This is a genomic window from Steroidobacter agaridevorans, from assembly GCF_009932555.1.
Taxonomy (GTDB): domain Bacteria; phylum Pseudomonadota; class Gammaproteobacteria; order Steroidobacterales; family Steroidobacteraceae; genus Steroidobacter; species Steroidobacter agaridevorans.
This window is the reverse complement of record NZ_BLJO01000001.1, coordinates 402,692-425,488: the sequence shown is the minus strand read 5'-3', so window position 1 is coordinate 425,488 and position 22,797 is coordinate 402,692. Positions and strand designations below refer to the sequence as shown.

The following is a 22,797-nucleotide window of genomic DNA, read 5'->3' as shown; positions in this document are numbered from 1 at the left end:
GGGGCTTTTTGCCGCCGGCGCCTCCTGTCTGCCATATCAGACATAACCCGCGCTGCGCCCTCAGTGCTTTGCCTTGCTTTCACATAAAACCGGGAGCTGTTTCACACCTCCTTCAGGGTCAACGCCTTACGATGCCTCGCCACGGTAGTGGTTCACACTAACAATGCGGGGACGAGACGACGCGCGCCAAGCGTCGTACAACGTCGGAAGGACAAATGCATCGACTGCTCGAACAGCAAGTCAGGGACGCGACGCGCTCGGACGGAGAGCTGGATCTCGGCAAGCTGCTTGCCGCGATCGGTGCTGCCTATAGCAAGACCGATGAGGAACGCCGGGGCATCGTGCGTTCCATGCAGCTCATGTCCGATGAGGCCACCGCGCTGACCCGAGAGCTGCGGGAGAGCACCGCGAGCCAGTTGCAGGCCGTGCTCGATCACGTGAAAGACGTGATCATGACGGTGGACGCTGCCGGCCACATCGCTTCCATCAACGCCACTGGCCAACGAGTGTTCGGTCACGCCGAATCCGACGCCATCGGCCGTCCGCTCAGTTTCCTGCTGCCGCAAGTCACGGCCAAACAACCCATCGCTGCCGAGCTGGAACAACTCGCCGCACGCCTCGACGATACACAGATCGACCTCGCACCCCACGAGACGCTCGGTCAGCGCGCCGACGGCACGCAGTTCTCCGCCGAAGTCGCCGTCAGCAAGACGAAGATGAACCGTCGCGAAGTGTTCGTCGTCTGTCTGCGCGATACCAGTGATCGCAAGATGGCCGAAGCGGCGCTGCGCGACAGCGAGGCTCGGTATCGCACGTTGGTCGAGCACGCCCCCGAAATCATCGTCGTCGTCGATCTGGATCAGAACCGACTGGTCGATGTGAACGAAAACGCGGTGCGTTTCTTCAAGATGGAGCGCGAGGCGCTGCTCAAGAGCAGCCCCGATACGTTGTGTCCGCCGCATCAACCCGACGGTGCGCTGTCATCGCACGCCAATCGGGCGCAGTTCGATCGCACGTTGGCGGGCGAGGCGCCGGTGCTCGAGTGGATGTTCCGGGACAGCTTCGGCAACGACATTCCTTGTGAAGTGCGCTGGGTGCGGCTGCAGTCGCATGGGCAGCGCCTGGTTCGCGGCAGCATCACCGATATCACCGAGCGCAAGCGCTCTGAACTGCTCGCTGCCGGCGAGCGTCGGGTGTTCGAGCGTCTGGCCGCCAACGTCGATCTGCGTATCACGTTGCAAGCGATCACAGACGTCGTCGAGCGCGTCGCGCTGGATTGCGTGTGTGCGATTCGCATGCTCGACGATACCGGCAAGCATCTGAATCTTTGTTCCGGGCCGCGCTTGCCGGCGGTGTACGCGCAAGCGATGGAAGGTATCGCAATCGCGGCCCGCAACGGCTCGTGTGCGGCGGCGGTTTATCTGCAACGACAAGTCATCGTCGCGGACATCGCCCGCGATGCGCTGTGGGAGAACACTCGCGATTCCGTGCTCGCCGCCGGATTGCGCAGCTGCTGGTCGACGCTGATTCATTCGTCCGACGGCCGCATTCTAGGCACGCTGGCGCTGTACTTCCGAACGCCGAAGAGCCCGCTGCGCCGGGATTTCGAATTGATGTCGCGCATGACGCAGCTGGCCGGCATCGCCATCGAGCGGCGCTTCGCCGAGAACGCGCTGCGTGACAGTGAGGCGCGCTATCGGCGCTTGTTCGACAACGTCATGGAAGGCGTCTACAGCTCGACCAGCGATGGCCGCTTCGTCTCCGTGAACCCGGCGTTGGCCCGCATGATCGGTTATTCCTCGCCGGGCGAACTGCTCGCGCTGCCGCCTGCGAGCATGTACCGCGATCCGGCCGAACGCGCAGCCATCATCGCGACCATTCAACGCGACGGCGAAGTCCGCAACGCCGAGTTCCAGTTGCAGCGCCTGGACGGCACGGTGCTCACCGTGATCGAAAGCGCCCGGGCCGTGCGCGACAAGAGCGGGCAGCTGATCGGCTACGAAGGCACGATCTCCGATATCAGCGAACGCAAGCGCGCTGAAACCGCGGTGTTCGAGGAAAAGGAAAAGGCGCAAGTCACATTGCAGTCGATCGGCGACGGCGTCATCACGACCGACGCCAACGGCTGCATCGAGACGTTGAATCCCGTCGCCGAGAATCTCACGGGTTGGGAAGCGGCCGAGGCGAAAGGGAAGAAGCTGCAGGAAGTCTTCAACATCCTGAACGAAGCGACTCGCGAGCCGCTGGAAAACCCAGTTACTCGCGCGATTCGCGAAGGGCAGGTCATCGCGGTCGCGGACCACACGGTGCTCGTGAACCGTCGTGGCCAGGAGATCGCGATTCAAGATTCCGCCGCGCCGATTCGAGACCGCAGCGGCAAGATCATCGGCGCGGTCATGGTGTTCCATGACGTGAGCAAGGAACGTCGCTTGCGTCGCGCGCTGGCGTATCAGGCGAGCCACGATGCGCTGACAGGCCTGATCAATCGGCGCGAGTTCGAGAATCGTCTCAACGAGGCGTTGCTGACCGCGCGCTCGGACGAGGGCACGACACACGCGCTGATGTACCTCGACCTCGATCAATTCAAGCTGGTCAACGATACGTGCGGCCACCAGGCCGGCGATCGTCTGCTCAAACAGATCACCGGGTTGCTGCAAACGCGGATTCGGACCAGCGACACGATTGCGCGCCTGGGTGGCGATGAGTTCGGCGTGCTGCTCCAGGACTGCACCGCCGACCGTGCGGCGAAGATTGCGGACAACCTGCGCCAGGCGATTCGCGAGTACCGTTTCGAGTGGCAGGACGGCGCGATGAACGTCGGCGTCAGCATCGGCATCGTTGAAATCAACAGCGCCAGCGAGAGCATCGCAAGCGTCATGGCTGCGGCCGACGTGGCCTGTTACGCGGCGAAAGACTCGGGACGCAATCGTGTCCACATGTATCAGTCTGGCTCGGCACCCGAGCGGCATCGCGAGATGCAGTGGGTGTCGCGCCTGACGCGCGCCTGCGAAGAGAATCGGCTCGAGCTTTATTATCAGCCGATCGTGCCGATCGGCGCGACGCGCGACACGCGTGGTCACTACGAGCTGCTGCTCCGCATGCGCGGCGAGCACGGCGAACTGGTGCAGCCGGCGGAGTTCATTCCCGCGGCGGAACGATACAACGTGATGCCGATGATCGACCGTTGGGTGGTGAGCCAGGCGCTCGGCGCGCTAGCGCATTACCGCGCCGATGGCGATCCGCGTCACGGCTATACGTTATCCATCAACCTGTCGGGCACGTCGCTGAACGACGATCGTTTCCTGGAGTTCTTGATCAACGAGCTGCAGACCTATGATCTCAGTCCGGGCGCCGTGTGCTTCGAGATCACCGAGACCGCGGCGATTTCCAATCTCGCCAACGTCGTTCACTTCATGCGTGAGTTCCGGGCGCGCGGCTGCCTGTTCTCGCTGGACGACTTCGGCAGCGGCTTGTCCTCGTTCATGTATTTGAAGAATCTGCCGGTGGACTTCCTGAAGATCGACGGCTCATTCATTCAGAACGTCACCACCGACCATGTCGATCGCAGCATGGTGGAGGCGATCACCCAGATCGGCCGGGCCATGGGCTTGAAAACAGTCGCCGAACGCGTCGAGAGCGCCGAGGTGCTCAAGTGTCTCGCGGATATCGGCGTCGAGTATGCGCAGGGTATCTACATCGCCATGCCGGAATCGGTGGAATCGCTGAGCCGGATTACGCGGACGCATCCGCAGTTGCGGTTGGTGCACTCGGCCTGACAGCAGCTCAGTGCGCCGACTCAGGAAGCCGCCGGTAATAGCGGTACTTGCCGGACTTTTCGCGAGGCACCAGCGTCACTCGCTCGATATCGACGCGGCAACTCTCTCCGAACGTCGAGTGCACGATCTGACGCAGCTGCGCCGCCAGCTCATCGTTGAAGCCGGCCGCGCTTTCGACCAGCACGTTCCAGTGCGACGCATTCTTTTGTTGAAACAAGACCTGGGCCACCGAGCCGAGCGGCGCCTGCGAAAGAAACAACTGCAGGCGGCGCCCGATCTCCGAACCGTGCACCAGCTTGCCATCGGCCGTTACAAACATATCCGCTGCGCGTCCGACGAGTTCGGATAGCACGGGATGCGGCAGTCCGCACGGACACGGGTCGGGCGACAGCCGGCCGCGGTCGCCGATGCGACAGCGCACGAGCGGCATGGCGCGATTGAACAATGACGTGAGCACCAGATCGCCGAACTCACCGGGCCGCGCCGGCTCATCGCCGTTGAATATTTCCAGATGCACGTGGTCCGCCATGACGTGACGCGAACCGGCGGGGCATTCGTGGGCAATCGGTCCCATCTCGGTCGAGCCGTACGACTCGAACACCCGGGCGCCGAAGTGTTGCGCGATCTCGTCGCGTTGGAAGGGATAAACCTGTTCGCCGCCCAGTTTGACGAACGGCACGAGTTGCGCCGGCGCTTGTGGCCGGTGGGCGCGCACGTGCCGTGCGAGCTGCGCAATCGCGGAGGGCAGGCCCATGCAAAGCATCGGACGCTGCTCCAATAGATAGTTCGTCGCGCGCTCGAGCTGGTCGAAGGTCAGGTTCTTGGTCGAGAACACCCGGCAGTTGCGCACCCAGTCGAGCAGCGGGTGGCCGCCACCCCACAGCAACAAAGTGCGGCTGCCGGTGGGGATGCCGAACCAATGCATGGAGCGATACTCCTGCGCCCAGCTCCATCCACCCGCGTGAGGGTTGTATCGGACAGTGACGACCTCGCCCGTCGACCCGGAGCTGTGTCGCGGGAAAACGCCGAGCGCGAAGCGACGCGCCTGCAACTGCTCGCGATGTGTGATCAACATTTTTCTCTCGAGCACGGGCCAGGCGCTCAACTCATCGGCGCGAGCGCGCGACAATGACGATTGCCATGCACCGGAGGAGTAGAGAGGAACCTGCGAGCGCGCATATCTCAGAGCGTCGCTCAGTAGCATCCGTGTAAGGTGCTCGAACGATGCCCGATCGAGCTGCTCCCAAGACTGCAGGCGGCGCACGAACGGGCCGACGTGCCGGCCACGCAGCGATTGCAGCGTGTAGTAGAGATTCTTGTGGAATCGTTGCTCGGCTCGGTGGTTCATCGTGTGATGAATGCAGGCATACCAGAATCTGTTCCGTCACGGTACGATGGTTCCGCGCATCGAGGATCGTTATGAAGCTGCGGATCGGACCGAGGATTCGGGTGGCTTTGCAGCTCGGCGCAAGCGTGGGATTGCTTGCGTATCTGCTCTCCCGGCTCGACTGGCAGCAAAGCCGGACACTGATCGCCGGCGCCAATCCGTTGCTGCTGGCCACGATCGTCCTGATTCACGTCGCGGACCGAGTCTTGATGGCCCTGAAGTGGCATCAGCTGCTGCGAGTGCTCGACGACCGGCTGTCGCGCTGGAGCGCGATTGGCGTCTATTACGAGAGCACGTTCATCGGTTTCGCCTTGCCGCTCGGCGGCTTTGGCCCCGACATCGTGCGCTTCCTGCGGCTGAAGACCCGCGGCATCGATCCATCCGTAACGCTGTCTTCCATGGTGATGGAGCGCCTGAACGGCGCGATTGCCACGTTGGCGCTGATCGTGGCCGGATGTGTTGTGCTTGCGAGGCTGGCGCCGCAGCCGGCCTTGCGGAATTTTGCGCTCATCGCGGCCGTTGGCGCTGGCGCTGCGGGGGCGGCTGCCGCGACGTTGATTTTCTATCCCGCACTGGGTCGGCGCCTGCTCAAGCTCATCAAGCGGCCTGCGACCCTCGAGAGCGGGCGCTTCGCCAAGTATGTGGTCGCGGCGCGCGCCTATTCCAGGCGGCCGCTCACCCTTGCCATCAATCTCGGCCTGTCGATGATCGAGCAGACGGCGCCGGTGTTTACCATGTGGGTCGCGTCGCACGCGATCGGTATGGACTTGCCATGGATGGTATGTCTCGCCGTGACCCCGGTGGCGGTGATCATTCAGCGTCTGCCGCTGACCTATGGGGGACTGGGGCTGCGCGAAGGAAGTGCGGCGGCGTTGCTGGTGGCGCTGGGCTACGATTACTCCACGGCGCTGGTTCTGCTGATGACCTTGGTCGTGATGTTCTTGATTTCGCTGTTGCCTGGAGCGATTGTGCTGGCGACGAGCGGGCGCCCGTTGCCCAAGGGCGCCTCGGCCTAGCGTCGGAGGAGCATGTGGACGAGCCTTCCTGTTTCAGCAAGCGCTTTACCGAGGAATGGTTGTTCCGTGCGACCCTGCGCAATTCGCTGCGTGCCTGGGTGGCCTCGCAGCGATCGTCCTGGCTGCGGGTCCCGCAGGTGCTGCGCGCCGACCATCGCGAGCTGCGCATCGACTATGAGTTTCTCGACGGCTGGCACCCCTTGCATACAGTGCTGCGGGATCGCGCTTTCGCCGGGCTGACGGAGGCGGAGCTGACGCGGACGTTTTGGACGGTCGGGGCGGCGTTGGAGGAGCTGCATCGGCGCACGCATCGAATTCACGGCGACTTCGATTTCGACAACATCCTGGTGAAGCGCGGCGAAGAGCGCGTCGCATTCGTAGATTTCACCCCTCCCACCTACAGCGCCTTCCGCCGCTACAACCAGGAGAATCCGTACCGGGACATCGCCACGTTCGTCATCTTCGTGCGGGCTAAGTACCCGCCGCAGCTGCTCTATCTTGCGTTCAGGCCGCTGCTGCCGGAGCTCGCGCGCAGCTTCATGTCAGGTTACTTCCGGGATGCGCCCGCGGAGTACGACCGGTGCATGCTCGAGCGTCACATGAACGAGCTGTTGCGGAACACTTATCTCGGCAAAACGTTCAGCGCTAGGTATTTGCGGCGCAGCCGACTGTTCCGAACCGACGATCTAGCACCAGAGCCGTGAAGCACGGGCAGGACTACAGAAAATCTCACATGGGGCCGGAGTCCTGGGCCAAGGACTATGACACCAAGCTGTTCTCGCCGGGGTCTTTCGACGCCGCCCTGTGGGAACGCGAACAACGTCTGCTCGATCGGATCCTGCAACAACACGTCACTGGCCGCGACAGCTATCTGGATTTCGCCTGCGGCACCGGGCGTGTGCTCGCTCATGTCGAGCCCCATTTTCAGACGGCGGTGGGCCTCGACATCTCGGAGACGATGCTGGCCATCGCGAAACAGCGTGTCCGAGCCGCGATGCTCGTGGAGGGCGATGCGACCCGGGATCCCTTGCTGCTAGGCGGACAGAAATTCGATTTCATCACCGCCTTCCGGTTCTTCCTCAACGCGCAGCCTTCGCTGCGCGAGGAAGCGATGAGCTTCGTTGCATCGGCCCTGAAGAACGACCAATCGCGATTGCTGTTCAACGTGCATGGAAATCGCCACAGCACTCGCGCGCTCGTCGCGGCGAAGGCGCACTTCACGCGCGAGCAGTTCGCCTCCATGTCGGTGCGCGAATGCATAGACTTGGTCGAACGCCATGGGCTCGAGGTGGTCGAGTGGTATGGCATCGGCTCCTATGACAAATCGCTGCTGCGACTGATGCCGCTGAGCGCATGGCGGTGGGCCGAGCAAGCCGCCGCGCTCCCGAAGCGCTTTGCCGTCTATCTGTATTTCGTGTGCCGAACTCGCAGGAGCTAGTGCATCGAGGCTTGAAGCGGGACCAACTCGTTGAATACAGCCAGCGTGCGTCGGGCCGTTTCCTTCCACGTCAACGTTCGCGCGCGCTCAACGCCCAGCTCGCGTAGACGTCCTCGTAGCTGCTCCGAACCTGTAACTTCGGCAAACGCGCGCGCGATATCTGCCTCGTCGCGCGGATTGATCAGGAACGCCGCGCCGCCTGCAATCTCCGGAGCCGAACAGGTATTCGGGACGATGGCAGGGCAGCCACAGGCGAAGGCTTCCACGATCGGGATGCCAAAGCTTTCGCACAGCGTGGCCAGCACGAAACAATCCGCCAGCTGATAGGCCAGATGCAGCCGCTGGTTCGGCACGAAGCCCAGGAACAGCACGTCCTGCAGATCCGCATCGGAGAATGACCGCGCCCTCAAGTACTCCTCTACGTGACGGCCAACCACGACCAGGGGCAGATCGCCGCCGTTGCGCCGGTAGCGCCGATAGGCACGAATCAACCGTTCGTTGTTGCCGCCCGGATACTCCCGCACCAGCTTCTGTCCGCCGTGCAAAACACGGGCGACGGTCAGGATGAAGCGCTCCGGCAAGTGATATTCCGCACGAAAGGCTTCCAGCGCGCGTGGATCGCGATCCATGGTGAAATTCGCACCGATGCCCGCGTAACTCACCACGGATTCCCGCACATCGATGGACGTGTAATTGGCGAGATCGTCGAGCGTCGTCTGCGAGATCGCCAGCGTGCGGCTCGCTTTCCTGCTGTACAGAGGCAGCATCAAGCGAATATACAAGTTGTCCCACCACGGATAATTCTGCGGGTTGACGTACCAGTCCGATCCTTGCTGCACGAATACGCAAGGCCGCCGTGTGAAGAACGGCAATGAGAATTTCGGGTTGAAGATCAGGTCCGCATCGAACTCGCGCGCCGCGCGTGGCACGCTCACCTGATCCCAGTAGAGCTTGCTTCGGGCGGGCATCACCACGACCTGGGCGTTACTGTAATCCCGGAACAGCTGCTCGCAGGCCGGGGTCTCGAGCAGGATGACGTATCTTGTCTCGGGGTCCGCCAGCAGCAGCTCGCGCAACAAGTACTGTCCGTAGATGCCTATGCCGTCCTTTTGATCCACCAGTCGGGCCATCACCGCGATCGTTCGCTTCGACATCGTCTTTTCGCTCAGTGTGCGAGATGTTGAACCGTCCCAAACCCCGCGACCTTGCGGCGTAGTGCGCCCAGGATGCTGGCGCGTTGATCTCCAGGCAAAAACTGCAGCCAATCGGATTTCAGCCGGCCGTAAGCCGGTATCGGCAGTCGGGAGCGATGCCGCTCGGCGCGATAGTCCATCGCAACACCGAAGGCGACCTGAAAGCCCGTGCGCCGGGCCTGCTGCAACGAGGGCGTCGAGCCGAGATGCCAGGGGTAGGCGATGCAGTGAGGTGCATAGCCCAGATGACGTTTGAACTCCTCACGGCACAGCTCGAACTCGGAGGCGACCAGACGTTCGAAGGCGTCCGCGTCCATGAATCGCCCGGGCGTGCGTCGCGCGTGCTCGTCGAAAATGCGATCGAGCTGCATGCGCCAGTCCGGCTGCGCGAAGAATTCGGGCCCGCCGTGGCCGTCGACAAAGTCGCGACACGCTCGAGTTATATCGCCACTTTCCAGATAGCGGCGCTGCGCCGACAGCAGCGGTGCGGCTCGATACACCGGTGTGCCCAACGCAGGCTTGCCCAACTCATCCTGGGCGTCGATGAAGCGTATGGGCCAGTCGTAAATGTCGAAGCGCGCGAGCGCCGATGGATTCGCGAAATCGACCACCTGCGGCGCGGTGGCCACGAGTGCATGGCGATGGGCGTGCGACTGCACGTCCACGTGACCCGATTCGACACAGGCACGCAGTTGCTCCCACGACATGAACAGGTCGTCCGCGGCACGCTGCGGGGGCTGCATCCAATAGGTCGGTGCGAACAGCACTGCGCGGGCATCGAATTGACGTAGCAAGGGAAGTGCGACTGACCCGAAGCTCTTGCGCGCATCATCGAACGTCAGGAGCACGGAGCGCCCGGGGCGCACGCGGCCTTCACGCGCGGCAAGGTACTCATCCAATCCCAAGGTCCGGTAGCTGTTCCGGCGCAGGAACTCCAGATCCCGCGCGAACGCGTCCGTCTCGATATCGTGATAGATGAATACGGGAATTTCCCGGCGCGAGAGCGGCAAGCCGAAAACGAATCCCGGATAACGAGTTCGCGAGATTCGCGCCAAGGTCCGCATCAACCGTCCGAACCCACTCATGGACCCGCCTTTCGTTTCGCCGCGACAGTGCGCAGGCCGGTTTGCCAGATTTAAACTTTTACGCTGCTACGCCGCCATCGGTGTAATCAAGCGGTAACGAGCGCGCCAGGTTCCGCGCAGGACGGGCGAGTGGCTTGACCCATCGCCGCAAGACCCGGAGTGTGCAGGCGGCCTGCTTGGACTTACTCTGAATGCAGTTGATTCAGCAGGATTCGACGATGGCCGCTACGGCTGCAAACAAAGTCTCTGAGGTCGCGACTCGCGGTTTGGCGGATGGGATCGATGCGCTCGATTGGCAGCGCCTGTCTGACGAGTTGGGCGGGCACGGGCATGCGATTATTCCCAGTCTACTGCAGCCGAAACAGTGCTCGGCGCTGGCCGATCTGTACGCGTCGAAAGATCTGTTTCGCAGTCGGGTGGTCATGAGCCGGCATGGCTTCGGCCGGGGCGAGTATCAGTATTTCAAGTACCCGCTGCCTGAGCTGGTCGGCTCGCTGCGACGTGCGCTGTATCCGCACCTGGCGCCGATCGCGAATCGCTGGAACGAGTTGCTGCGCATCGACGTGCGCTATCCCAGCGAGCACCAGGAATTCATCGCGCGATGTCATGAGGCGGGGCAGCTTCGGCCCACGCCGTTACTGCTTCAGTACGAAGCGGGCGATTACAACTGTCTCCATCAGGACTTGTATGGAGAACATGTGTTTCCACTGCAGGTCGCCGTGCTGTTGTCGCAACCGGGACGGGATTTCAGCGGCGGCGAGTTCGTGCTCACCGAGCAGCGGCCACGCATGCAGTCGCGGGCGGAGGTCGTGCCGCTAGAGCAGGGCGATGCGGTGGTGTTCGCGGTCCATCATCGACCTGTGCAGGGAACGCGTGGCATCTATCGAGTGAACATGCGGCATGGCGTGAGTCGTCTGCGATCGGGTCACAGGCACACGCTGGGCGTGATCTTTCACGATGCCACGTAGTGCTACGCGGCCGCTGCCGGACGATGGGTGTCTTTGAGCGCAGCCTTGGCGGTCGCGGGCTCGATGGTTTCGCCAGCCTCGCGAGCGATGGCGCATAAGAGCCGCACGGCGTCGCCGGGCTTCTTGTCCGTGCCGGCGGCGAGTTTGAGTTTGTGATGCTCGAACGTGGCGCGCAGTCCTTCGGCCGCGATTCGCAGGGCGTCGTCGGCGCCGCCTTGCTTCATTTCGATCGCGGTGGCGTCGGCGGCTTCGCTTGCGCGGGTCAGCCAGTCGAGGGCCTGCGCGCTCGGCGGCCGGGCCAGCACGGGTGAACCGTAAAGCTTCGTGCCAAAGGCATCGAAGGCTTTGCGTTCGATCGCCGTTGCCTTGCCGTTGTTTGCCTGCTCCAGCCACTCGGCGAGCGCGCTGGCGTGTTTGTGGAACGTGCGCAGCGATTGCCGCAATTCCGTCTGAGCATCGCCGATCCGCAGGGCGTGTTCGCGCCGAAAGCGCTTGGCCAGGCCGGCGACGTGCTCGACGAAGTCGTCGGCGTCCTTGATCTCCCGGGCGACCGACTCGAGGCGCTTGCCGATCTTGACGACCTTCGCGGGAGCGGCTGCCGGCTTGGCAGCGAGCGGAGCGGGACGGCGCTTGGCGGCAGACTTGGACTTGGCAGGCATGGGGCAGCGTTCGGCGGCGTAGGAAGCCGCTATTTTGCACCAAGCCTGGCGGATGTTGTTAAGCCGTCGTCCGGCAGTAGCTGTTGATGAAGTCCTGATGCTTCGGCAGCTTGGCGACGGTCTGGGCGACGCCGGCCCGGAGGCTGCTCAAGACCCGCGCCAATTCCTGCTCCTGCATGCCGCGCGGGAGCGGGTGATAGTGCTTGGGCACGATGCCCTGGCCAAGCAGCACCTGGGTCCAGGAGTCCACGCGAAAGAGCTCGCCGGCGTCCTGATAGGCGTGCGCGCCCTCCTTGAACATCTCGACGCGATGGGCGAGCGCTGCGGGGATCTCCATGTTCCTGCAGTAGCGCCAGAACGCCGAGTCGTCGCGGTCGGTGGTCTTATAGTGCAGGATGATGAAGTCGCGGATCTTCTCGATCTCGACACGCGACTCCTCGTTGAACTGATCGACCAGCGGCTGGCTGACGCCGTCGAAAGGAAACATCTGCATCAACCGGGTCGCGGCGGTCATGATGACGTGAATGCTGGTGGACTCCAGCGGCTCGACGAAGCCGCTGGACAATCCGATCGCGACCACATTCTTGTTCCAGCTCTTGCGGCGGCGGCCCGGCTGGAACTTCAGCACGAACGGCGGTCGCACCGGGGCGCCGCTGACGGCCTGCATCAGCTTTTGTTTGGCGTCGTCGTCCGAGATATAGCGGCTGCAATAAACGAAGCCGTTGCCCATGCGATGCTGCAACGGAATCATCCAGCGCCAGCCGGCTTCGTGCGCGAACGCGCAGGTATAAGGATTCGGCGGGCCGGTGATCTCGGTCTGCACCGCGGCCGCGCTGTCGCACGGAAGCCAGTGCGACCAATCCTCGAAACCGGTGTGCAATGTTTGTTCGATCAGCAGGGCGCGGAAGCCGGTGCAGTCGATGAACAGATCGCCGGGAACCACGCGATCCGAGGCCAGCGTGAGCGACTCGACGAAGCCGGTCGTGGGATGCTGCTGGACCGATTTGATCTTGCCCTCGACGCGCTTGACGCCGCGGTTCTCGGCGAAGCGCCGCAGAAACCTCGCGTAAGCGGTGGCATCGATGTGATAAGCGTAGTTGATGTCGGATTGCGGCGAGGTGCCGAAGCGGCCTTGCTTGGCGGCGAGCCACTCGACGCAATACTCGCCGAGCTCCGAGTTCATGCCCGAGCGCAGACCGTGCAGCCAGAAGTGATGAAACTCGGCGAGCCAGGTCGGCTTGCCGTGCCGGCCGAACGGATGGATGTAGCGATCGCCGATCTGGCCCCAGTTCTCGAACCAGATGCCGAGCTTGAACGTCGCCGAGACGCTGCGCATGAACTCCTGCTCGTCGATGCCGAGCAGCTGATGAAAGACGCGGATCGGCGGCACGGTCGATTCGCCGACGCCGATGGTGCCGATATCATCCGACTCGACCAGGGTGATATCGAGGATTTGACCGAGCTGGTGCGACAGGGCGGCGGCGGTGACCCAGCCGGCGGTGCCGCCGCCGGCAATGACCACTCGTTTGATTGGCGTCATGGTCGCTCCATCAGCGATTCAAATTGTTGAGCAGCATCGCCCGGATGCGACGCGCGCTGCTGTCATCCATCGGCCCGAGCGCGCCACGGGCCTGCTCGGGCAAGTGCTCGCCAGCCTGCTCGGCGCGGCCGAAGACGTAGTAATCGAAAACGCTCTGCCAGGCGCGCTTCTCGCGCTCCGGCCGGTCGCGCAAGGCCCAGATTGCGTGATAGAGCGCGTTCATCGGCGACGGCATGAACTTCGGCGCCGTGCTCCACCAATAGTTGATCAGCGTATTGAACGGGCTCAGCGCTTCGACGTGATGCCACCACAGGCTCGGAATGAACACTGCATCGCCGGGCTCGACTTCCACGGATTGTCCGGCCGCCAACGCTTCGCGGAAGCGCGGGAAACGCTCGAAGTCGGGATTCGAGAAATCCACCAGACTCACGGCCTGGCCGCCGGGCGTCGGCTCGAGCGGCCCGGGATACAGATTGAAGATCTGCTCGGGAGGAAACATCGTGAAGCGCCGGCGCCCGACTGCGCAGCACGCGAGATTGTTGGGCGCGTCGTAGTGACAGGATGCGATCGTGCGGTTGCCGATCCAGATGCTCGCCAGCGGCTCGTAGCCTTGCGCGGCGAACGGCACATCGTTGTCTCGCCGGAAGCCGGGCAGGCAAGCGTCGATGGTCGTCGACGCGATGTAGTTGGTGGGCGGGCGCTCGTCCTCGAGATGTTTCTCGATGTCCATCAGCACGTGGTCGAGCGGCGCGCGCTGACTGAGGAAATTCAGTTGTGTGTAGTCGTCGTTGTAAAACAACCGGCCCTTGATCTGCGGATCGCCGCGCGAGGTGCCGACGGTTTTACCGTTATAGAAGGAGCGCAGATAACTCATCGCCTCGTGATGCGAGCGCAGGCCGGCTTGCACCAGCGGCCACTGCGCGACGAGGCCTTTCAGCACGACCGGCTCGTCGCCAGTCAACAATTCTTGCAAGGGAAGCGTGTCGGCCGTGTAGCCGTGCAGCTCTCGGGTGCGCTTAAGTTCGCCGGTCATGATGCCGCGGCCACCCCCGCCTGCTGCTGTCGGCGCCGATGTTTCATATCGATGAGCTTCTTCATGTTGTTGAGCGAGGCGATCACCAGGAATGCGCCCTGCAAGAAGCCGGCGCCGTTCAATGCGAACAACGCGTCGCCGCTCAGGCCGCGCAGCTTCTCTTCGCTGATCGTGTACAGCCCGCGCAGGTTGAACTGCTCTTCGGCATTGAATTTGATCTCGACATTCACCGGTTCGATCAGCCCGTGCGCCGTGAACGCGTCGAACATGGCCTTGCTGACGGCGAGCCCTTGATGGATGCCGTGCAGAATGGCGGTGATGCGCTCGAGATATCGCGAGTTGCCGCCTTGAGGCAGGAACACCGGCTCGCCTTCGGTGGCGCTGATGCGGGGATTGTCCAGATCGACGTGGATCACCGGCTCCCTGCGCAACTGGCCGTCCACGTCCTGATTCTGGAAGCCGATCAGAAACGGTCCGCGGGCGACGATGCCGGGAATGTAGGCGGCATGCCAGCCATCCTTGTCGAGGAACAGGTTTTCGTCCTGCTGAAAGCCCAGCAGCGCGATCGATTGGAACTCGCCGGTCTGGGGATCTTTACGGAAGAAAATCGGGTACTCCCGCTGCACATCCCCGTATTCGGTGGGGAAGGTGAGTACCGTCCCGAGATTGTCGCCGAATTCGGCGCCGTGCCGAGCGATCACCCGCAAATCCTTGTGGGCGACGTTATTGAGCATCACATGCCTGGCCAAGACTTCCCCCAGCGTCAACTTCGGGCTCAGGCATCCTGCCACGACCGAGGGCGGCCGGGTACTGAAGAGTACCCGGCCGCTTCATCGACTTAGAACTTATAGCGCGCGCCCAGTGCGTAACGCGCTCCCTGATCTTCCACGTACCAGGGTTGGTTGATGGAACGGCCGTGCCAGCGCACGTCCTCTTCGGTGAGGTTCAAGCCTTCCAGCGACAGCGTGAGGTTCTCGTTGACCTCGTAGCCGACGCTCAAGTCGACCTGGTAGTACTCCTCCACATACTCAGGATTGTGGTCGTTGCCACGGTTGGTGTTTTGCAGGAATTCATCGCGCCAGTTGTAGGCGAGACGCACCTGGAAGCCGTAGTTCTCGTACATCAGGATCAGGTTCGCCGAGTCGCTCAAGCCGAGCAGGGCGAACTGGTTGAGGTCCTGAGCGCCGGCATCGTTGAAGCTCACGTCGCCTTTGACGATGGTGTAGTTCGCCTGGATGCCGAAGCCGGTCTGGCCGAAGAAGTGCTGGCCGCCCAGCTCCCAGCCGTGGATCTTCGCATCCTTGTTGTTGACCGGACGCGTGATGTCGAACTGATATTCCGGATCCGAGGCAGGGTCAGAGAGCAGGTCGACCTCGGTGGCCCACGCCAGGTGCTGCGCTTCGGAGCCGTTGAAGGCCCCGGCGCCGCCTTCCCACCTCACATCATTGTCATCGGTGAACCCCTCGGGGCGCGACATCATGGCCATCATCACGAACAGATTGGTGTCGTCCGTGCTGTAGCCACCAGCTTGCAGGGCGGCAACTGCCGCCTGAGCACGCGGACCGGAGGTTTGATCGGTGATGCCGAAGAGCCCTTCCGTGACCACTTCGTTGCCGATGAAGTTCGCCACCTTCTTGTGGAAGAAGCCCGCGGACAGGTAGCTGGCGTCGCCGAAGTACCATTCCACGGACAGGTCGATGTTGTCGGACTCGAGCGGTTCGAGCAGCGGGTTCGCCGCGTTCGCCGTCGGATTGAACCCGTTGAGCGACGAACCTTGCGAGCCGCCCACGTCCACAGCTGCACGCAGCTGGTTGTATTGCGCGCGGGCAATGGTCTTGCTGTAAGAGAAGCGCGCCTTGACGTTGTCGACGACCTCGATGTCGAAGTCCAGATTCGGCAGCACGTAGTCGTAGTCGTTCTCTTGCTTGACCTGCGACATGCCCGTGCCTTGCTGCTCGGAGAAGTCGTTGTTGTCTTGCCAGATCAGGCCGAGCGGCACGATCTGGTTGCTCACGGCTTCCAGGTCGGTCTTTTCGTAACGCACGCCCAACAACAGGTTGGCATTGCGCGAGAACAGATCGAAGTTCATGCCGTACTGAACGTACGCGGAGACCGTGTCCTCCGAGACGGTGTGATCCTGTTCGAAGGCGGGGTTGTAGCCCAGCACGCCGGTGGTGTTGGTGGGATCGCGCCAGTTGCGATAGGTGTCCACGGCCCACTGCGCGAGTGCGTTCGCATTGCCTTTCCAGCCTGCGAGCGGCGCGCCCGTGGTTGAGAAGTCCTCGAATTGGCCCACGAGGCTGAACGGCTGCAACAGATTGGCTGGCAATTCGCCCGGCCTTGCCACGCCCCAGTCGCCCAACGTCATCTGTGCGTTGGAAGCCCGCTGACGAGACTCCATCGCGCGCGTCTCGACACCGAACTGCACGCGGCTGTCGTTCTCGAACTTCAGGTTGCCGTCGATGCGCGCCTGCGTGATATCGCTGACCTGTTCCTGGTAGTTGATACGCAGGTATTGGCTGCCCAGGTCGGCGTTCGTGAACGCGTAGTTCGGATCGCCGCCGACGCCGTTCGTCGGTGCGGTGGTCGTCGGGTCGCGATACAGCGTCCGCTGCGCGATCGGCAGGCCATCGTTGAACCGGAACGTTTGCACGAAACGGTTGGTGCAGAGGTTCGTGACGGCGGCATCGCAGGTGCTCGGCACGCGCGCGGCGAAGCTGAACAGGGTTTCGCCGCCACCGGTCATGGGATCGTCCGGCAAGCTTTCCGCCGTCGAGTCGTGCACGTCCAGGGCCAGCGAGAAGTTGTCTGTGACGTGCCATTCGGCGTTGAAGCCGATCGACTTCAGCTCGTTGCGCTGTTCGCGATGCTGTTGCTCGAAGCCGAAGTCCTTGGCGGTGCCTTCGTCTTCCTGCAGCAGCAACGGGGTTGCGACCGCGTGGCCCGTGTCGAAATCGACCAGGCTGTAGCGGTTCGCGTTCATCCACAACGTCTGATCGCCGCGATCTTCGGTCAGATCGGTTTCTGCATACGTGTAGTCGGCAGTGAGCGTCAGCGTATCGGTCGGCGCGAATTGCACAGTCAGCTGTGCGTTCGTGCGCTCGCGCTCGCGATCGGAGAAGTGATAGCGGATGTCGTTCGGAATGGCATACAGCGCGCCCTCGGCGGGCGCATTGAGGATGACCGCGTTCGGGGCGAAGTTCGTCGTCTGGGCACCCGGAGTCCAGTTGCGGATGTTCCAGTCGTTGACGGTGGAGCTGGAGGAGCCGCTGTCGCGCTTCTGATAGCTCGCGGACAGGCCGACGCCCCAGGTCTTGTCGTCATTGGCGAAGCTGAAGATGCCGGACACTTCGGGAGTGATGTCGTCGCCGACGCGATTGGTGGTGTCGGTCACTGCCTTGACGCCGACATTCATCACCGGCTCGTCGCTGTCGAACGGACGAGCGGTGCGCACGTTCAGCGTGGCGCCGATGCCGCCGGTGGCCTGGTCGGCGCGGCCGGTCTTGTAGACCTCGATCGCACTGATGCTTTCGCTGGCGAGATTCGCGAAGTTGAAAGCGCGCGACTGGCCCGCGACACCGCCGTCACCCGAGTTGCCGCCGGCAAACGCGTCTGCCGCGGGCATCGTGCGTCCATTCAACGTCACCATGTTGTATTGAGCGCCGAAGCCGCGCGCCGTCACCAATGCGCCTTCGCCGTTGCGACGGTCGATGGAGATGCCGGTAATACGCTGCAGCGATTCGGAAAGGTTGCTGTCCGGAAACTTGCCGATGTCTTCGGCGCTGATGGCGTCGACGACGCCGATCGCGTCGCGCTTCATGTCCATCGACGTTTCCAAGCTGGCCCTCATGCCAGTGACGACCACTTCTTCCAGCTCGGTCTGGCCGGGCGTGGAAGCGCCTGCCGCGGCTTGCTGGGCGTTTGCGCCATGCAGAGGCGCAACCGAAGCCAAGGCCGCGGCGATGGCTATCGCGAGCCTGTTATTTCTCATCATCTCGAATCCCCCTGATTAACGGACGTCGAACCCAGTCACTGATTAAAAGTGGCTCCAATAAGAGTCGGCGAGGGCACGGATACCGCTACCATCGCCATTGCTGTGCCGTCCACCCATGGCTTTTGCTTCACTGGCTGCGTTGAAGAAAAAGTATGGTGCGGCGGGCAGTTACACGTTGGCTGCGCGAGGCAGCCAAGATCGAAAGAGGGTCACGGGTACAGGCCTCGGCATGGGAGGCGGAGCGGTCAGAGGCGCTTTGCAGCTCTGACATCGCTGTCAATCGGCGGTGCTCGTTTTGTCGTTCCACCCTGTACGACACGGTGTATCCCCTGGTGATACCGCTATCATTATTGGCCCATACGATGAGCCAGTCCGCGCCGGTTTGCAACACCTATTGCTACATTGTTGGCGAGCGGTGGTCATGGCGGCCCGATCCAGGTCCGACAATACGCCGTGCGAGCGACGCAAGCCTCGGGTTTTGTTGCGGTCCATGACGTGCGGCACAGTTCGTGACCGTGGCGGGAACGACGACGATGGCGTCGTCAATTTAGCGTTGCCGCGCGCTGGCCGGGGGTTCAGAATGCGCCGCCTTTTATGGATACGGAACGCTCATGACTGACGCCGCCGCCGCGCCTGCCGCGCCTTTGCCGATGTTCTATAAGAATCCCGTGCCGTTGGAGCCCGCGCGCCACGCGCAGGCCGGGCTGAAGCCGGAGGTCGAATTCAGGTTTGCCGCCGGCACCAACGCCATCCCGTTGACTGCGTCCGAGATGCCGCACGCGGCGCGCACCTATCCGATCGTGTTTTCGGTGAACGCGCCGATCGTGCCGTTCGCGGTCGTGGGTCTGCGCGACAACGAAAATCTGTTCGTCAATGCCGAAGGCGCATGGCGCGACGACAGCTACATTCCGGCTTACGTGCGCCGCTATCCGTTCATTTTTTCCGAAGTTCCCGAGTCGCAGCGCCTGGTGTTGTGCATCGACGAGGGCGCGGCCAATTTCGAGACCAGCTCCGCTCAGCCGCTGTTCACCGACGGCAAGCCGTCGGAGGCTTTGCAGCGCGCTCTGCAGTTCAACGAGACTTTCCAGCAGCACTACATGGACACGCGCCGTTTCGGCGAGTGGCTCGATAAGAACAACATGCTCGAGGACCGCATGGCGCGCGCCGATCTCGGCGGCGGTCAGACGTTCACGCTGCGTGGCTTCAAGCTGCTGAACCCGGATCGCCTGCGCACTCTGGAAGACGCGCAGGTGCTCGAGTTGCATAAGCGAGGCTGGCTGCCGTTGCTGCATTTCCATCTGCAGTCGTTGCAGAACTGGGGTCTGCTCGGTCACCTGACGCGCACGCGCGCGGGTGCCGCTGCCAACCAGCCGTCGTAATCATCGATTCGCCGCGAGTTCGGCGCGGTCGATGACTCGGCCGCGCAGAATGACCGTCACGATTTCATCGTAAGCGTCGACGGTCTCCGCGGGATTCTTTCTCGACAGCAGCAGGTTGGCGATCCGGCCAGCCTGCACGCTGCCCACCTCGCGCTCCAGCCCCAGCGCCGCTGCATTCGATAGCGTCGCGGCCTTGAATATCTGCGCGGGCGTGAGTCCGGCCTCGATCTGCCGCTTCATTTCCATCCAGCCATTGAGCCCAGGTGGATTTGCATAGGTCGGCGAGCTCGGCGTGTCGGTGCCAAACAGGAAGCGGGCATTGCGTGCGGCGAGATAGCCAGTCGCGTTTCTATTGCGTGCGATATACGGAGCGTAGTGGGCGCGAGCTTTATTCGCTGCGGCTTCGGGATCCTTTTCGCCCGAGAACAGCGCCGATGTGATGTTGTTACGGTACGTTTGGCCCTCCGAGGTGCGATACCAATCGATCAGGCTCTGGGGCAGCACACGTGACAGCCTGGGGTCTGCGAGGTAGTCCGGATCGAAAACATCGAGCTCGCCGTGCAGGACCTGGATCGTCGGTTGCCAGCCGACGTTGGCTTTGACGATGCGGTCCAGGACCGGATTGAGATCCACGCCTTCGTCTGCGTGCCAAAGGCCGTGTGCGATCACGTCGGCGCCGGCGTTGACGGCAGCTTCCTGCGCAATCAATGAATTCGCGTGCATGAAGACCGGCAGTCCGGCGGCATGGGCGGCGCCGATCAATTCCTGCAAGGTGTCGGGGCGCGGCGTGGGAAGATTTTTCTGCGGGCCGAAGCCGGTCTCGAAAAATGTTTTCACACAAGATGCGCCGTCGGCTTTCATCCGTGCGACCACCGCAGTTGGCGTGTGTTTGGCTGGATCGAATCCTTGCGGTGCCGCGGCTTCTTCGCCCCGCTGGATGATCATGTACGGTTGATGTTCATAGCGCTGGGGTTTGGGCGCCCAGTTCATCGGATAGCCATCCTGCACGGGGGTCGAGCCGCAGAAGTAGGCGTCCGGCCGCAGCTCGTGCTTCTGCCAGTGGCGCATCTCCTCTGGAGTGGAGAGCAGATCGAACAGACTCGTGAAACCAAAATAAAGATAGCTGCGGGGAATTTGTTTCTCGGCGGCGGCCACGATTTCTGGATGCGCCTGCATGTGTTCGGGAAACATGCCCGGCACGCCGGTCAGGTGCACGTGGCTGTCGATCAGTCCGGGTGACAGATACAAGCCGGCGCCATCGATGACCCTGATCGTCGACGCCGCTTTGGCGGCCTTGCCATCGGTGATGGAGACGATGCGCTCATCCTTGATGTGAACGGTGGCATGGCGTCGAGGCGTGGGTTGCTCCGGCGAGACGATGGTGACGTTGTCGATGCGTAGCTCGGCGGCCTGGGCAGCGGCACTGCCCAGCATGCCAAGGATCGTCATCGTGGCCAGGGTCCGGCCGGCGCTGCCCATGCTCATTGGTCCTGCTCCTTTGTGAGGCACGGGGCTTGCGACGAGCGTCGCAGGCAAAAGGTTGCAGCTTGGCTAGCATCCGGGGCTTTGCGACAGCTTCGAAGCGGGTAGGCAATGGGCGCGCTGACGGAAGAACAGGCCAAGTCGTATATCGTCAAGCTCTTGACGGCCATGAGCCAGGCGGGCGGTTCGGACCTGTTCGTCTCCAGGGATTTCCCGCCGTCGATGAAGCTGCAGGGCGCGATGAAGCCCATGACCAACCAGAAGCTCACCGGCGAGGTGACCCGTGCTCTGGCGCACTCGCTCATGAGCGAGAAGCAGCGCGAAGAATTCGCCCGTGACCTGGAATGCAACTTCGCGATCTCGGTGCCGGCCGTGGCGCGCTTCCGCGTGAACGTGTTCGTGCAGCAGCAGAACGTCGGCATGGTGATTCGAACCATCGCCAACGACATCCCCGATCTGGCCAAGCTCGGCCTGCCCGAAACGCTCAAGGACATCATCATGACCAAGCGCGGTCTGGTGCTGGTCGTGGGCGCGACCGGCTCTGGCAAATCGACGTCGCTGGCAGCGATGATCGATCATCGCAATCGCACGTCGCCCGGCCACATCGTCACCGTGGAAGATCCGGTGGAGTTCGTGCATCAGTCGAAGCAGTCGTTGATCACGCATCGCGAAGTGGGCATCGACACGCACTCCTGGCACAACGCGCTGAAGAACACGCTGCGTCAGGCGCCGGACGTGATTCTGATCGGCGAGATCCGCGACACCGAAACGATGGAGCACGCCATCACGTTCGCCGAAACCGGCCACCTGTGCCTGGGCACGCTGCATTCGAACAGCGCCAATCAGACGCTCGATCGCATCATCAATTTCTTTTCCGAGGATCGTCGCAAGCAGCTGCTGATGGATCTTTCCAGCAATCTGCGCGCGATCATTTCGCAACGGCTGGTCCGGACCGCGGACGGCAAAGGCCGGCGCGCCGCCGTCGAAATCCTGCTGAATACCCCGATCATCGCGGACAAGCTGCTCAAGGGCGAGTTCCACGAGATCAAGGCCATCATGGGTAAGTCGCAGGAACTGGGCATGCGCACCTTCGATGCGTCCTTGTTCGAGCTGTACAACGAAGGCGTGATTTCGTTCGACGAGGCGATCCGGAACGCGGATTCGGCGAACGAGCTGCGCCTGAACATCAAGCTCAACGGCCGCCCGCAGACCGCCGAAACGTTATCTCTGGCCCCGAGCGAGCCCGAGAAGAAGGACGACGCCGCCGCGGCTTAATTGCTTCGTGTCGACGGTGTAGTCTTGGCAGTGGCGCGGACCGGAACCAGCCTATCCGGGGCGCGTTCCACAGACATGAAGACAGTCACCGGCACCTTGATCACGGCGCGAGAGGTCGATAGCGCCGAGCGCACCAAGCGGCTGCGAACGCTGGCCTGGTTGATGGACAACTCGATTCCGCTGCCAGGCGGTTTCCGCATCGGCCTCGACGCCATCATCGGCCTCGTGCCCGGTATCGGCGACGCCATTGGCGCGGTGATCTCGGCGTACATCATCAATGAAGCCCGCAGCATGGGCGCGCCCCGCAGCGTGCTCTACCGCATGATGAGCAATGTGATGATGGAGACCGTCGTCGGCGCGATCCCGTTCGCAGGCGATGTGTTCGATGCCGCCTACAAAGCCAACATGCGCAACCTGGCGTTGCTCGCCCGGTACCAGCTGGACCCGGTTGGCAGCCGGCGGGGCAGCCGCTGGTTTGTCGCGGGCTTCTCTCTATTGCTCACCTTGGTGGTGCTGATGATGATCGCGATTCCGGTGCTGGTCATCTACGGCATCGTGCAGCTGTTCTGAGT

17 protein-coding genes are annotated in these 22,797 nt (G+C 62.6%); 8 read left to right on the top strand and 9 right to left on the bottom strand.

Going from position 1 to position 22,797, the window contains the following annotated elements:
* The first annotated feature begins 215 nt into the window (after positions 1-215).
* Entirely contained in the window at positions 216-3,776 is a 3,561-nt protein-coding gene (locus GYH35_RS01850) for a PAS domain S-box protein (RefSeq protein ID WP_161813863.1), read from the top strand.
* A 7-nt stretch (positions 3,777-3,783) separates the two neighbouring features.
* Here the strand turns inward: GYH35_RS01850 and GYH35_RS01845 are convergent, their stop codons facing one another.
* Complete coding sequence (locus GYH35_RS01845; RefSeq protein ID WP_161827515.1) at positions 3,784-5,124, bottom strand: phenylacetate--CoA ligase family protein; 1,341 nt, start codon at positions 5,122-5,124, stop codon at positions 3,784-3,786.
* A 71-nt stretch (positions 5,125-5,195) separates the two neighbouring features.
* On the opposite strand from GYH35_RS01845, the gene GYH35_RS01840 reads away from it, so the two are divergent.
* The 3 genes from GYH35_RS01840 to GYH35_RS01830 are packed head-to-tail and all read left to right on the top strand — an operon-like array spanning position 5,196 to position 7,617.
* Entirely contained in the window at positions 5,196-6,179 is a 984-nt protein-coding gene (locus GYH35_RS01840; RefSeq protein WP_161827514.1) for a lysylphosphatidylglycerol synthase transmembrane domain-containing protein, read from the top strand.
* Between the two features lie 14 nt (positions 6,180-6,193).
* Entirely contained in the window at positions 6,194-6,883 is a 690-nt protein-coding gene (locus GYH35_RS01835; RefSeq protein WP_161827513.1) for a lipopolysaccharide kinase InaA family protein, read from the top strand.
* Positions 6,884-6,912: 29 nt separating this feature from the next.
* The gene (locus GYH35_RS01830; protein ID WP_161813867.1) at positions 6,913-7,617 is read left to right on the top strand and encodes a class I SAM-dependent DNA methyltransferase; all 705 of its coding nucleotides are present in this window, start codon (positions 6,913-6,915) and stop codon (positions 7,615-7,617) included.
* Here the strand turns inward: GYH35_RS01830 and GYH35_RS01825 are convergent.
* Positions 7,614-8,771: a glycosyltransferase family 4 protein gene (locus GYH35_RS01825; RefSeq protein ID WP_161813868.1), complete on the bottom strand. Its 1,158-nt coding sequence runs from the start codon at positions 8,769-8,771 to the stop codon at positions 7,614-7,616. The genes GYH35_RS01830 and GYH35_RS01825 overlap by 4 nt on opposite strands.
* Positions 8,772-8,782: 11 nt before the next feature.
* Positions 8,783-9,895: a polysaccharide deacetylase family protein gene (locus GYH35_RS01820; protein WP_161827512.1), complete on the bottom strand. Its 1,113-nt coding sequence runs from the start codon at positions 9,893-9,895 to the stop codon at positions 8,783-8,785.
* A gap of 218 nt (positions 9,896-10,113) precedes the next feature.
* On the opposite strand from GYH35_RS01820, the gene GYH35_RS01815 reads away from it, so the two are divergent.
* Positions 10,114-10,863, top strand: a complete 750-nt coding sequence (locus tag GYH35_RS01815) for a 2OG-Fe(II) oxygenase (RefSeq protein WP_161827511.1) — start codon at positions 10,114-10,116, stop codon at positions 10,861-10,863.
* Positions 10,864-10,865: 2 nt separating this feature from the next.
* Here the strand turns inward: GYH35_RS01815 and GYH35_RS01810 are convergent, their stop codons facing one another.
* From GYH35_RS01810 to GYH35_RS01790, 5 genes are all read right to left on the bottom strand, one after another.
* On the bottom strand, positions 10,866-11,522 hold the full coding sequence (locus GYH35_RS01810) for a hypothetical protein (RefSeq protein WP_161827510.1): 657 nt from the start codon (positions 11,520-11,522) through the stop codon (positions 10,866-10,868).
* A 58-nt stretch (positions 11,523-11,580) separates the two neighbouring features.
* Complete coding sequence (locus tag GYH35_RS01805; RefSeq protein ID WP_161813872.1) at positions 11,581-13,062, bottom strand: tryptophan halogenase family protein; 1,482 nt, start codon at positions 13,060-13,062, stop codon at positions 11,581-11,583.
* 10 nt (positions 13,063-13,072) lie between these two features.
* Positions 13,073-14,095, bottom strand: a complete 1,023-nt coding sequence (locus GYH35_RS01800; protein ID WP_161827509.1) for a cupin-like domain-containing protein — start codon at positions 14,093-14,095, stop codon at positions 13,073-13,075.
* Positions 14,092-14,844, bottom strand: coding sequence for a SapC family protein (locus tag GYH35_RS01795; protein WP_161827508.1), 753 nt, complete (start codon positions 14,842-14,844; stop codon positions 14,092-14,094). The genes GYH35_RS01800 and GYH35_RS01795 overlap by 4 nt, the downstream gene beginning before the upstream one ends.
* 89 nt (positions 14,845-14,933) lie before the next feature.
* Positions 14,934-18,089: a TonB-dependent receptor gene (locus GYH35_RS01790; protein WP_161813875.1), complete on the bottom strand. Its 3,156-nt coding sequence runs from the start codon at positions 18,087-18,089 to the stop codon at positions 14,934-14,936.
* A gap of 611 nt (positions 18,090-18,700) precedes the next feature.
* On the opposite strand from GYH35_RS01790, the gene GYH35_RS01785 reads away from it, so the two are divergent.
* Entirely contained in the window at positions 18,701-19,468 is a 768-nt protein-coding gene (locus tag GYH35_RS01785) for a SapC family protein (protein ID WP_161827507.1), read from the top strand.
* Here GYH35_RS01785 and GYH35_RS01780 read toward each other — a convergent pair whose 3' ends face one another.
* Positions 19,469-20,953, bottom strand: a complete 1,485-nt coding sequence (locus GYH35_RS01780) for an amidohydrolase family protein (protein ID WP_161827506.1) — start codon at positions 20,951-20,953, stop codon at positions 19,469-19,471. It lies immediately after the preceding gene.
* Positions 20,954-21,118: 165 nt separating this feature from the next.
* Between GYH35_RS01780 and GYH35_RS01775 the strand changes: the two genes are divergently transcribed.
* Positions 21,119-22,225, top strand: coding sequence for a PilT/PilU family type 4a pilus ATPase (locus GYH35_RS01775; protein WP_235936714.1), 1,107 nt, complete (start codon positions 21,119-21,121; stop codon positions 22,223-22,225).
* Between the two features lie 75 nt (positions 22,226-22,300).
* Positions 22,301-22,795 carry a DUF4112 domain-containing protein gene (locus GYH35_RS01770; RefSeq protein ID WP_161813879.1) on the top strand — a complete coding sequence of 165 codons (495 nt, stop codon included), beginning with the start codon at positions 22,301-22,303 and terminating at the stop codon, positions 22,793-22,795.
* Positions 22,796-22,797 lie beyond the last annotated feature (2 nt).